Annotated in this window: 15 protein-coding genes; 8 read left to right on the top strand and 7 right to left on the bottom strand. The window is 46.4% G+C overall.

The window, feature by feature from the left end:
* Positions 1-67 precede the first annotated feature (67 nt).
* Complete coding sequence (gene ppnP, locus H8K32_RS06790; RefSeq protein WP_186911731.1) at positions 68-382, top strand: pyrimidine/purine nucleoside phosphorylase; 315 nt, start codon at positions 68-70, stop codon at positions 380-382.
* A 111-nt stretch (positions 383-493) separates the two neighbouring features.
* Here ppnP and H8K32_RS06785 read toward each other — a convergent pair whose 3' ends face one another.
* The 3 genes from H8K32_RS06785 to H8K32_RS06775 all read right to left on the bottom strand — a co-directional run bounded on the left by H8K32_RS06785 (position 494) and on the right by H8K32_RS06775 (position 2867).
* The gene (locus H8K32_RS06785) at positions 494-1018 is read right to left on the bottom strand and encodes a hypothetical protein (protein ID WP_186911730.1); all 525 of its coding nucleotides are present in this window, start codon (positions 1016-1018) and stop codon (positions 494-496) included.
* Between the two features lie 134 nt (positions 1019-1152).
* Positions 1153-2706: a murein biosynthesis integral membrane protein MurJ gene (gene murJ, locus H8K32_RS06780; RefSeq protein ID WP_186911729.1), complete on the bottom strand. Its 1554-nt coding sequence runs from the start codon at positions 2704-2706 to the stop codon at positions 1153-1155.
* 20 nt (positions 2707-2726) lie between these two features.
* Complete coding sequence (locus H8K32_RS06775; RefSeq protein WP_186911728.1) at positions 2727-2867, bottom strand: hypothetical protein; 141 nt, start codon at positions 2865-2867, stop codon at positions 2727-2729.
* A gap of 114 nt (positions 2868-2981) precedes the next feature.
* Here H8K32_RS06775 and H8K32_RS06770 point away from each other — a divergent pair, with 114 nt between their 5' ends.
* Complete coding sequence (locus H8K32_RS06770) at positions 2982-4085, top strand: serine hydrolase domain-containing protein (RefSeq protein ID WP_186911727.1); 1104 nt, start codon at positions 2982-2984, stop codon at positions 4083-4085.
* A 68-nt stretch (positions 4086-4153) separates the two neighbouring features.
* On the opposite strand, the gene H8K32_RS06765 is transcribed toward H8K32_RS06770, so the two are convergent.
* Positions 4154-4369 (bottom strand): DUF6500 family protein, encoded by a 216-nt coding sequence (locus tag H8K32_RS06765; protein ID WP_186911726.1) that lies wholly within the window; start codon positions 4367-4369, stop codon positions 4154-4156.
* 39 nt (positions 4370-4408) lie between these two features.
* Positions 4409-4888, bottom strand: a complete 480-nt coding sequence (locus tag H8K32_RS06760) for an Lrp/AsnC family transcriptional regulator (RefSeq protein WP_186911725.1) — start codon at positions 4886-4888, stop codon at positions 4409-4411.
* Positions 4889-5158: 270 nt separating this feature from the next.
* Between H8K32_RS06760 and kynB the strand changes: the two genes are divergently transcribed.
* The 5 genes from kynB to H8K32_RS06735 all read left to right on the top strand — a co-directional run bounded on the left by kynB (position 5159) and on the right by H8K32_RS06735 (position 9461).
* Positions 5159-5791, top strand: a complete 633-nt coding sequence (gene kynB, locus H8K32_RS06755; protein ID WP_186911724.1) for an arylformamidase — start codon at positions 5159-5161, stop codon at positions 5789-5791.
* Positions 5792-5867: 76 nt separating this feature from the next.
* Positions 5868-7109, top strand: a complete 1242-nt coding sequence (kynU, locus tag H8K32_RS06750) for a kynureninase (RefSeq protein WP_390312758.1) — start codon at positions 5868-5870, stop codon at positions 7107-7109.
* A gap of 44 nt (positions 7110-7153) precedes the next feature.
* A complete protein-coding gene (gene kynA, locus H8K32_RS06745; protein WP_186911722.1) occupies positions 7154-8008 on the top strand; it encodes a tryptophan 2,3-dioxygenase in 855 nt (284 codons plus the stop codon).
* A gap of 474 nt (positions 8009-8482) precedes the next feature.
* Positions 8483-8713: a hypothetical protein gene (locus tag H8K32_RS06740; RefSeq protein ID WP_186911721.1), complete on the top strand. Its 231-nt coding sequence runs from the start codon at positions 8483-8485 to the stop codon at positions 8711-8713.
* Positions 8714-8834: 121 nt separating this feature from the next.
* Positions 8835-9461, top strand: coding sequence for a LysE family translocator (locus H8K32_RS06735; RefSeq protein ID WP_186911720.1), 627 nt, complete (start codon positions 8835-8837; stop codon positions 9459-9461).
* Positions 9462-9583: 122 nt separating this feature from the next.
* Here H8K32_RS06735 and H8K32_RS06730 read toward each other — a convergent pair whose 3' ends face one another.
* Complete coding sequence (locus H8K32_RS06730) at positions 9584-11212, bottom strand: M28 family peptidase (RefSeq protein WP_186911719.1); 1629 nt, start codon at positions 11210-11212, stop codon at positions 9584-9586.
* A gap of 253 nt (positions 11213-11465) precedes the next feature.
* Between H8K32_RS06730 and H8K32_RS06725 the strand changes: the two genes are divergently transcribed.
* Positions 11466-11918: a hypothetical protein gene (locus H8K32_RS06725; protein ID WP_186911718.1), complete on the top strand. Its 453-nt coding sequence runs from the start codon at positions 11466-11468 to the stop codon at positions 11916-11918.
* A gap of 68 nt (positions 11919-11986) precedes the next feature.
* On the opposite strand, the gene H8K32_RS06720 is transcribed toward H8K32_RS06725, so the two are convergent.
* Positions 11987-12556, bottom strand: coding sequence for a flavodoxin family protein (locus tag H8K32_RS06720; protein WP_186911717.1), 570 nt, complete (start codon positions 12554-12556; stop codon positions 11987-11989).
* Positions 12557-12635 lie beyond the last annotated feature (79 nt).

Below are 12635 nucleotides of genomic sequence, written 5' to 3'. Positions count from 1 at the left end.
GGTACTGATTTATATTGCACCTCAGACTCCCCTAGCGATTCCTCTTTTTACCTACAGAAAGTACGTCATGAATACCCAGTTTGATCAAGTCAGCGTTATCAAAAAAGCGAATATTTATTTTGATGGAAAATGCGTTTCACACAGCATTTTGTTTAGCGATGGCAGTAAGAAAACCATAGGCGTGATCTTCCCATCCAATTTGGTCTTTAATACGGTGGCAGCCGAAATCATGGAACTGAATGCAGGTAAATGCAAAATCAGACTCAAAGATGAAAACACGTGGACGGCCTATGAAGGTGGCCAGCAATTTAATGTACCAGCGAACTCCAGTTTTGAAATCGAAACCTTAGAAACACTGGATTATGTTTGTCACTTCGTTTAAAAAATTGGTGATATTTTTAAAAAAAAGGAACGCCTAATTGAAGCGCTCCTTTTTTTAATTTTGACGTATTTTTTTGATGACTTGAGAATCATCTTTTAAAGTCAACCAAGCTTAACGATATTGGTATTCACCATGTTCGTTACCACGATATTCATTACGCCAATCACGCCTATCATCATGGCGATCTTCGTATCTTCGTTCGTGATGATCTTCATACCGTTCATAACGTGCGTGGTCTTCATACCGTTCATAACGTGCGTGGTCTTCATAACGATCGTGCTGGCCATACCACTCATGGGCATGCATGCGATATTGCGGCGCGTAAACATTGTTATACCAATGATCCTGTACAAAATACACATGACGGCCACAGGCATGATACGCATCACAATAGCGGCTCCAATATCTGACATGTTCAGGTGGAACGCGTAAATACAATGGTTGCTCAACGTAACCATACGCAGGACGTGCAACTAAGACAGGAGTTGAGTAAATCAATGCGGGTGGAGCGACATGTCCAATATCAATCTGACCGTAAAAACCCGGCTCGCCAACAGATACAGAAACACCGACCCCTTGTGCAAATGAGGCACTGGCGACGATAAGTGCGCAAGCTGCGAAGATAATTTTTTTCATTACACACATCCTTTGTACATCCATTGAAACATACTGCATCAACGGGAGCGGATGTAAAAAGGATGACGTGGACAAGCAATCAACTTGTAACGCTATGTCGCATCATGAAAGTAAAAGCGTCATTACTTGCTATTTTAGATCTTTGCTACTTTACGGAAATCCCGTGGACGGAAGCCCATCAAACCTAATGCGGAGAAATAAGTGATGACCGATGCCAGTATCAGCAAAAATAAAGCTCCGATCCGACGTAAGGGGGTATGCTTCATCGCCAACCAGTCAAACTGATCAGAGATCCAAAGTGACACAAAGGCCATCAACAACAATGCCGCAAGTAATTTCAACAAAAACATCCCCCAACCTTTTCGTGGGTGAAAGATTCCTCGGCGGCGCAAGCCAATAAACAAAAAGCTGGCATTCACACAAGCGCCCAATCCCACCGACAAGGCAAGTCCGGCATGCGCAAATTTCGGCACAAAAACCAAGTTCATCAACTGCGTTGCGATCATCACGCTGACCGCAATTTTGACCGGTGTACGAATATCCTGACGCGCATAGAAACCCGGTGCCAGAATTTTTACCACGATCAAGCCAATCAAACCTAAACCGTAAGCAACCAGCGCATTGGATGTCATTTGCACTGCGTGTGCGTCGAAAGCGCCATGATGGAACAAGGTCGCCGTCAGCGGAATTGGAATCGTTGCCAGCGCCACACCTGCTGGCATCGCCAGCAAGAAGGTCAGGCGTAAGCCCCAATCAAGCAATGCAGAATATTCTGCCGTGTCGCCATCGGCGTTGGCTTTAGATAAGCCCGGCAATAGAATCGTTCCCAGCGCGACGCCAAGCAGCGCGGTCGGGAATTCCATTAAGCGATCAGCATTCACCAACCACGTCGTACTGCCAGCGACCATTCCTGAAGCAAGGCTGGTATTAATCAGAATACTGATCTGGGAGGCTGATACCGCAACGATTGCCGGAAGCATATTGCGTATGATGCGTCGCACGCCTTCGTCTTGCCATGCGGTTGCGGGTCGCCAGCCTATGCGCGGTAACATGCCAATCTTGACCAGCGCAGGAACCTGAATCCACAACTGCAACAAACCACCAACAAACACGCCAATTGCCTGCCCATATATTGGCGTCTCCATCCAGCGTGACAAACCTAACATAAATGCGATCGAAGTCAGGTTATAAATAACCGGAGTGAATGCAGGTATTTTAAATTCGCGCCAGGTATTCAGAATCCCACCTGCCAGCGCCACCATCGACATAAATCCGATGTAAGGAAACATAATGCGCGTCATCAGCACCGTGGCACTAAATATCTCAGGCTTTTTCAGCAAGCCATTCGCAGCAAAATAAAGAATCACTGGCGCGCCAATAATGCCTAGCATACAAGTGATCAACAAGGCCCAGGTCAATAATGTTCCAACGTGATCGACCAATTCTTTGGTCGCCGCATTACCCTGCTGCGTTTTATATTCAGCCAGAATCGGCACGAATGCTTGCGAAAAAGCGCCTTCGGCGAATAAACGACGTAATAAATTGGGAATACGGAATGCGATATTGTAGGCATCCGTCATAGCATTAGCACCAAAATACGTTGAAAAGAGCACATCACGGGCCAGGCCGGTAACGCGCGACAACATGGTCATGCCACTAATGGAAGCGAGAGTTTTGATTAAATTCATGGTGCGGCATTATATATCGGCTACTCATGGATATTTTTAACACAAGGTAAATTTGTTATCAGAACAGCTTCCCCCGGTTTCAATATTCTTGCACCAAAAGCAAGCCCGTATCTTTCAATTTTTTTCTCAATTTCTTTCTCAATTTCTTCAACTATATCCACGGCAAACCGTTGATTTGCTACACTAACGGCCGAGCTTAGACCTTTAGCAAGTTTTCTATAGCACGTGTCAGATACCGTCGTAACAACCTTAGTCTTCTCATCCGGAGAGTGTCCATGTCCCGATTGCACCAATTCTGCCGCCGTTATGTAGGTCCTGCGACTCTGGTTTTATCCAGCCTGTTTGCATTCGGCAACACAGCGCTTGCTGCCGATGGTAAGAATAAAAATGCCAGCAATGACATTGAAGCTGCTGCCACAGCATTGCAACAAACTGGTTTTCAAGGTGCGATACTGGCTGCCCGCGGAGACAAGCTGCTGTACAAAGCCAGCATTGGCAATTTTGGCGATATCAACCGTACATTCCGTTTTGCCTCGATTACCAAAGAAATGACGGCGATTATGCTGATGCAGGAAGTCGAGGCAGGACATTTGCAATTGGACGCGACTCTGGGCACCTATTGGTCCGACTATCCTAACCCTGCTGTGCGTGCCGTGACGATACGTCAATTGATGACGCATTATTCTGGCTTATTTAACGATAATGCCGTTCCTACTTTTCATATGCTGAACGCCAATAACGGCGACAACATGCAAAAATTTGCGACCGGCATGTGCGCAGGGCAAATGAATAGCCAACCAGGAACAACGTTTGATTACAACAATTGCGATTACATGGTGCTTGGTGCTTTACTAGAAAAAATCACCCAGCAGCCTTACGCACAACTTTTGCAAAAAAGGATTTTTGCGCCTGCCAGTATGAATAGTTCTGGCTTTTATACGGCTGCAATGCCAGACAACCCAGAGCATGTCCACGGCAGCCTGGGCGGACAAGCAGAACCAGAAGTCAACTTTGCCAGCTATGGTGCTGCGGGTTCGTCGTTTGGTACTTTAAAAGATTTGTTAGCATTTGACCGTGCGTTTATCAAAGGCAAATATATCTCCGCCAAATCACGCTCAGAGATGATCAAACCGAATGCCGTCGGCGGTGCGCTGGGAGTCTGGGTTTATCCATTTAATGGCGCTGATGAAAAAAATCCTACTGTGATCGTCGAACGCCAGGGCTGGATCGCAGGCATCCGTATTTTAAATTTAGTCGATGTGCAATCTGGAAATATCTTGATCATCGTCAGCACCAACGGCGATCTGGATTTGACGCAAACCTGGGCCAACAAAGGACCAGCGGCAGGATTGCTGAAAGCGCTTTTGCAAAGTAAGTAAATAAAACACAGCTATTAATGAGAAGCTGTACGGCCTTATTTGGCAGGTTGCACACACTCTAAAAGCGTTTATTCTGTCTGTACCAGCGCCTTGATTTTGGCCGCTTTCTCAAAATGGTCGAACTGATGCGTCGCGATCCACCAGGTCGCGGCTTCCATCAACAATACGGGATTATCATTTTTATTGGCAAAGAAGGCGTAAAACGATAAGCCGACGTTATCGCCCTTTTGTGCAATTTTTTGATCGCAGACGGCAATGATTTTGTTTTTTAATTCAGGTGTCATGCATACTTTCTAAATTCAAATTAGGAAAAATGGATAAGCTCACAGTGCATCTTTCATCAATTCAGTTGCAATCTGATGCGTATCTTTTAAAGTCTGCAATACAATATTTGAACGAATATCTAAGACACCCGTGGTCTTATACAAACGCTCCAGTACAAAGCTGGAATAGTGTTTCAAATTACGCGCTCTGACCCGTAGCAAATAATTAGCATCGCCAGTAATGATGTAAGAACCAATGACTTCCGGCCATTGCAATAGTGCTTGCGAAAAATTCTCATGCCATTGCTCGACGTCGCGGCGCATCGTTACTTGCACAAACGCATCAACTTCCAGCCCCACTGTGGCGGGATCAATCACCGCGCAATAGTGATGAATAATCCCAGCTTCTTCCAGCATCCTGACGCGTCGCAGGCACGAAGACGGCGACAAAAAAACTTTGTCAGCCAAGTCTTGATTGCTGATACGTCCATCTTCTTGCAGTTGCTGCAGAATTTTTAAATCAGTGGGATCTAACTGCATGCCTTAACTCCGGATAAAAATGTCCAGCCAGTTTTAAAATTATCGGGTGGGTGCCCCCCCTCCAAGCTGGAAGTTTTAGAACTTTCTCGCACAAACCAACCCAAAAACAGCAATTGATGCGATGCACAAGCCCAATAACAACAATTATTTCAAAAATATTCAATATCTTCGAAGTATATTCTATAAATACCAAATTACTCACTGCACTTTGAAACAATTATTCAGCTATTCCAGCATAAAATCTCTGCATGTTTTTAAACAGGAGAGCTTATGTCTGCGCCATCTCAGTTGTGGGATATCAGCCCCGCAATACAAGCAGGGATTCCGGTCTGGCCGGGAGACAGTGAATATACCGCAGAAACCACCTGGCAAATCGCCGATGGTTGCCCGGTCAAAGTCAGCAAGATCACCATGTCAACGCACACGGGTGCGCATTGCGATGCGCCATCACATTACGGCGTGGATGGCAAGTCCATCGATGAAGTGGATCTGCAAACGTACATCGGCACTTGCCGCGTGATTCATTGCATCGGTGCGGCACAAGTTCTGCCCGAACATGTCCAACCCTATCTAGCGCAAATACCGCCCCGTGTATTGTTCCGCGCTTACCAACAAGCGCCGCAAAAGCAGTGGGATAGCAATTTCCCTTATGTCAGTTCAGCTGCCATTGAGTTGCTCGCTGCGCACGGCGTCAAACTCATTGGCATTGATAGCCCTTCGCTGGATCCGCAAGAATCCAAAACACTGGACGCCCATTTGTGCGTCAAAAAACACCACATGGCGATTTTAGAAGGCATCGTATTAGATGACATCGCCGCTGGTGATTACGAACTTATTTGCCTGCCCCTAAAACTTAAAGGGCTCGATGCCAGTCCGGTGCGCGCAGTATTGCGATCCTTGTGATTTTCAATATTCAGAAAAATTTAAATTCCGAACTAAGTAAGCCACTAGCCAATACTCAGGAGACAACATGACTCAAATTACAAGCCGCGCTGATTGCCAGGCATTAGATCAACAAGATGCTTTGACATCGTTACGCGATGATTTCATTTTGCCAGACGGCGTCATTTACCTCGATGGCAATTCACTCGGCGCACGTCCTAAAGCTTCATTACAGCGCGCGCAAGAAGTCATTACCCAAGAATGGGGCACCGACTTAATCACCAGCTGGAACAAGGCCGGTTGGTTTGAATTGCCATCTTCACTCGGTAATCAACTAGCACCTTTGGTGGGCGCTGAAGTCAATGAAGTCGTGGTCACTGATTCGACGTCAATCAACTTGTTTAAAGCGATTGCGGCTGGTTTGCAAATTCAAGCTAAGGATGCAAAACGCAAAACAATTATTACTGAACGTAGTAACTTCCCTACCGATATCTACATGGCGGAAGGTATTACTAAATGGCTGGACCGTGGCTATCAGATTGTATTGATTGACACGCCAGAAGAATTACCGGATGTGATCAATGATCAAACGGCACTGGTGATGCTCACCCATGTGAATTACCGCACTGGCTATTTGCATGACATGGCCGCCGTCACTACATTAATTCATCAGCATGGCGCATTAGCCTTGTGGGATCTCGCGCATTCCGCGGGTGCCTTGCCAGTACACTTGAATGCCGCCAACGCAGACTTTGCAGTCGGTTGTACTTATAAATATTTAAATGGCGGCCCGGGTGCACCTGCATTTATCTGGGTTCCACAGCGTCATCAAGCCGTGTTCAATCATCCTTTATCCGGCTGGTGGGGACATGAAAGTCCATTTGCGATGGCACCAGGATTTACACCAACACCGGGGATACGTCGCGCCTTGTGCGGTACGCAACCTATCGTCTCATTAGCCCTGGTTGGCTGTGGTCTGGATGTATTCGGCAAAACCGATATGCAAGCGATTCGTAAAAAATCGCTTGCACTCACCGATTTGTTTATTCAATTGGTTGAGCAGCGTTGCGCATCCCATCCACTAGAATTGGTTACACCACGCGATCATCATCAACGTGGTAGTCAGGCCAGTTTCAAGCATCCACATGCGTATGCCGTGATTCAGGCATTGATCACACGTGGTGTAATTGGTGACTACCGTGAGCCAGCGATCATGCGCTTTGGCTTTACGCCGCTGTACGTACGTTACGTCGATGTCTGGGATGCGGTTGAGACACTGCGCGATGTTTTGGACAAGCAAGACTACGATACGAATTTGCAACGCAATGCAGTCACTTGATTGGCGACACTCCGGACAACGAAAAATATTTTGAAAGAACGATCATGAGTAATAACAACGAATCATCCGGCAAATGCCCTATGTCCTGGCACGGCGCACAACTCGACTTTTCTGAATCCATGAGTTACGGCGACTATCTGGGTCTCGATCAGATTTTGACTGCGCAACATCCACGCTCGCCCAATCACAATGAAATGCTGTTCATCATTCAGCACCAGACCAGTGAATTGTGGATCAAATTAATGCTGCATGAATTGCATGGCGTACGTCAACAAATTCATAACAACGATTTACCGCCCGCATTCAAAATGCTATCCCGTGTTGCACGTATCATGGATCAGTTGGTGCATGCCTGGGACGTGTTAGCGACGATGACACCAAGTGAATACACTGCCATACGCCCGTATCTTGGTGCGTCTTCAGGATTTCAATCACATCAATATCGTGAGCTGGAATATTTGCTCGGCAATAAAAATGCCACCATGCTAGCGGTGCATGAAAGCAAACCAGAAATTCATGCTACTTTGAATAATGCCTTGAGTACACCATCGATTTATGACGAGGCGATTATGCTCATGTCACGTCAGGGCTTTGACATTGATGCGGATCGCTTGCAACGCGACTGGACCCAACCTGTTCAGGCTAACGAATCTGTAAAAACGGCATGGCTGAAAGTCTACCAAGCACCGGAACAATATTGGTCACTCTACGAACTGGCTGAGAAACTGGTGGATATGGAAACCGCATTCCGTATCTGGCGCTTCCGTCACGTGACCACGGTGGAACGCATCATTGGCTTTAAGACCGGTACCGGTGGTACTGCAGGCGTGAGTTATTTACGTAAAATGCTGGATGTGGTGCTGTTCCCAGAACTGTTTGCATTGCGCACAGCGTTGTAAGCGGTGACATTTGCGTTATCAAATTAAGTCAAAACAGCTCATGCATATCACTCCAGCGAAGGCTGGAGTCCGATAATATTTCCAAGAAGCAAGGGCGGGTACAACCCGCCATTCACCTACATATTCAAATCCACGCAAGGCTCCTTGTCCCGAATTTCAAGTAATCATTCAAGTTACCCATGCCATTTTTGCTGCAATGCGATATCAAATAACTAACTACATACCACTCTGACATATCAAATACATACTCAATATGATTTTTCTTACACATTGCTAAATTTTCTTGAGCTCGCACAAACTTTTATCTATTAAGCGGACTATAATCGCGACAGATTCAAGGATGCTTCTTTTCTTATGTGGTCAGTGCAATATGCGGTGACTGAAAAGCATGAAATACGCACTGATACAACATTTTTTAAATGCTTAATCAGTAATTTTGATGCAATGCAATATGAATGGAATATGGAGTTTGACATGATCACCCCCACGGTACACACGGCAACGGCAACAGCAACTATTCATCACTTCGTAGAAGAAGTACACCACTATGACCAGGTAGTGGCCAATCACATAGAAATGGGATTGAGCCTGCAACAAGACTACGGCACCACCTGTGCAATCGAATATATGCAAGGTAAAGGCGTGCCAAATCAAATCACACAACAGGTGCTGATCAGGTCGCTTCAGCACTTACAGCACATCTAATAGCCGCCTGAAGCAGACGCCCCTGCATTTGCGGACAGGGGCTATCTTTTTCAATCTGATCGCGCTCGTGGCGACTTGAGAATAAATGTTGCATAATGCCCATTTATTCTCGGGGATGGCAATGCTTACCTTTCAAACTGCGCTGACTTTCTTCGGCGTCTCCATCTTATTGGGATTATCCCCGGGACCGGACAACGTCTTTGTTCTGATGCAGTCCGCGACGCAGGGGCGCAAAGCAGGCATGCTCGTCGTGCTTGGCCTGTGTACTGGCCTCATCGTTCATACAATCGCTATTGCGCTGGGGCTCGCTGCCGTTTTTGCAGCATCAGCAGTGGCTTTTCTAGTCTTAAAATGCCTTGGTGCTGCCTATCTTGCATATCTCGCCTGGGGCGCGTTCCGTGCGCCTGTGAGTGAAGATACCAGCATCAACGCCACAGCATTGCGCCCAAGGCAGCTTTACTTGCGCGGTGTGATTATGAATTTGACTAATCCTAAAGTGGTGTTCTTTTTCCTTGCATTTTTACCGCAATTTGTCTCTGCAGAACGTGGTTCAGTTGCATTTCAATTTGTCGAATTAGGTGCGATTTTTATCCTTGCGACCATCATCGCCTTTGGTAGTATCAGCTATTTTGCAGCGACGGTCGGACAACGTCTGCGCGGCTCAGCGAGTGCGCAACGTTGGATGAATCGGGCAGCAGCATTCGTATTTGCAGGCCTGGCATTAAAACTCGCGTTCTCGCAACGCTGAAAAAACTCAGACAACTCAAATGTTGATAAGAAAAAGCCTTGCAGAGAAAATTTTTCTGCAAGGCTTTTTTATCGTTCAAAGAATAAATATACGTTAAACGGCAAGATATTTAATGATGCCGCTTAGTGGCGATTTTTTCCAAATGCTTCATCGTTATTCCACACCGGCATGGTTTTGGCATTGGCGATCTCGTAACCTAAATTGAGTGTAAATTGTGCTTGCTGTTGCATACCGCTCAGATCCCATTCTGGGTGATATTTATCGCGCTCAGTGTGATAGTCGTTTTTAAATCCCAACATTTTAGCACCGGCATTGCTATGATCTTGTTCAATAAAGTCAAAATGCCCATCGCCAGAAAATACCGCTGAACCAACGTTGAAAGCCGGAACACCAAAACGCGCAAAATTAAAATGATCGGCGCGGAAAAATGCGCCACCCAAATCCGGAGCCGCAGTGGCAATTTGCAAACCCATTTGCTTTGCGACTTTGACTGCACTCGCATGCAAGCTACTGTGTTCACTGCCTTCGATACCGATGTCGCGTGTTTTTCCAACAAAGTTCATACTATCCAAATTCAAATCGGCTGCCGTTTTTGCGAGTGGCCAAGGAGGATTATTAACGTAGGCAGCGCTGCCTAATAAATATTGCTCTTCTGCTGCCGGCCATAAAAATATTTGCGTGCGTTTGGCAGGATGCGCTACAGCAAACTGCGCCATCGCCAATAAAGACGCTGCGCCTGATGCATTATCTACCGCACCATTCCAGATATGTGTACTGCCATCAGGCTGCGTTTCTATCCCGAGGTGATCCCAATGTGCCGAATACACCACGGCTTGCGATTTCAATGTCGCATCTGTACCGGGCACCATTCCCAACACGTTAAATTGCTCGACTTGGCGTATCTGGCTTTTGAGTTTGACATGCGCGACGGCATTTAAAACGACCGGAGCAAAGTCGCGCGTTTCAGCACGGGTACGCAACTGATCGAGGTTTGCACCAGCACGGCTAAACAATTGCTGAGCAACACTGTCCTGCATCCACCCTTCCATCGCATTGCCATTATTGGCCAGACTAAAACGCTCATGGCTGAAACTGGTTTGTGGCACATTCCACGCATACGTTGCTGATGGCGTGGTGTGGATCAATAGCACACCAGCCGCCCCCTGACGAACGGCTTCTTCAAATTTGTATGTCCAGCGGCCATAATAAGTCAGCGCTTTACCGGCGAAACGATGTGGTTCTTCGGCCGTTGGTTGTGGATCATTGACCAACATCACCAACAATTTACCCTTAAGATCAACGCCTTTGAAATCATCCCAACGCTCTTCTGGTGCGCGCACACCATAACCAACAAATACAACGGGGGCATCGAACGCCACATCCGCTTCGCCACCTGAAGATCCGAAAACAATGTCGCTACCCAATTGCGGGGTGTAAGTTTGCCCGTTGATTTCAAAACTGACGCTGCTCTCAGGTAAGGTTTTGCTACCGACGATACGCACTGATTGGCGATAACCAGACACATTATCCGATGGCAGCGACTGCAAGCCCATGATACTTAATTGGGTTTCCAGATAGCGAACCGCCAGATCGCCACCACGCTGCCCCGTACCACGCCCCTCTAATAAATCATCGGCAAGAAAAGACAAATGCGCACGCATCACTGGCTCACTAATGCGAGCTTGCTGTGCTGAGGTGAATGGAGAGCACACACTCAGTGCAATGAAAAGTCCAACAGCTTTTTTTATCATGGGAAGAGGCAAATAAATTATTGATCAAGTAAAAAAGAGTTCTGGAATTATAGCTTGCGCTACTTACCACCTGGACGACAAAGAAAGCATTTAATTGTCATCAATAATGTTTCCGTCGACATAAATACAGAATGTCAGCAGATAATATTGACATTGATTAAGTATGAATTGAATTTCTCCAAAACTCATGCCAATAAGCCAGAAAACCAGTCGATAATGAGAGCAATTCCTCTTTTATCTCATGCAAGTTTTTATGTCGAAATCAACGAAACTCAAGGCAATAGTCGCAGGCGTGCTTATCACCGTCATTGCGTTGATCTACGGTGGGCCGTGGATTTTATATTTTTGGGGTCTTGAAGGTATGAGCGGAAAACCAGCTCTTCCATCGGTCATCGCTAACGTCCAACAACAGCAAGCTTTATGGGAAAAAGCCGGATGTGAAGGCACTCCCACATTAGTTGAATTGGATCCCGTATCTTATTTCTTTTCAGCTGGTACGTTAGAGGCACCACCACCAGCAACTATTTTTGCCTGGCGCATTGCTGCGGCTTATCAACGTGAGCATCAGTTACGCGATGGAGCAAGCTGGCAACAACTATCTGGCAGCGCGATGGTGATCTGGATTACCCGACATTGGACTATCGAACAAATTCTATCGAAAACGATAGAACTGGATGCGAAACAGAAAAATATCCAGCATCCTTAAAAAAAGTAAATGGCATCTTTCACCGTTAAGCAAAAGATGCCAAATCCATCTATTTCTTCAACGAAGAATTAAGCGAGTTTTTTTGCGACCGTCGCAATACGTTGACCAAACAATTTTGCTGTTTCCAGATCGCCTGGCAATGGGCCTTCTTCAGGAGAAGCATCGGATGGAGATTGTGTCATCAAACCGCTAAAACTTGCCAAATAGTTGATGTCGTTTCTTTGCGCAGCTTTGCTGTTGGATGGCATCATACCCGTGCCCACCCAAATCATCGAATGCTGCTGAGACAGGGTAAACAGATAATGCAGCGTCGACAGTTTATCGCCATTCATACTCGCAGAATTAGTAAAACCAGCAGCGATTTTATCTTTCCAGACTTGGGTGTACCAAGGCTTGGAAGTTGCATCTGCGAATTTTTTAAATTGCCAGGAAACCGTTCCCATGTAGGTTGGTGAGCCAAAAATGATCGCCTGCGCAGCTGCGAGGCTGGCCCATTGTGCGTCTGTAATATTGCCTTCTTTGTCGATCAAAATCAGGTCAACCTCTGCACCCGCTGCTACAGCACCAGCCTGAACGGCTTCTGCAGCCTTGGTAGTATGGCCATAACCTGAATGGTACACAATCGCTACTTTTGTCATGTTTTGCTCCTGAGAAAATGAGTCAAATGAATTCAAATAATTAATGAACTACGGCACAGCACAATAACATCCCGGTGAA

Origin of the sequence: Cognatundibacterium jejuense (genome assembly GCF_014284255.1) — a bacterium.
GTDB classification, from domain to species: domain Bacteria; phylum Pseudomonadota; class Gammaproteobacteria; order Burkholderiales; family Burkholderiaceae_D; genus Undibacterium; species Undibacterium jejuense.
Note: the sequence above shows the minus strand (reverse complement) of the source record. Positions and strands in the feature narration are given on the sequence as shown.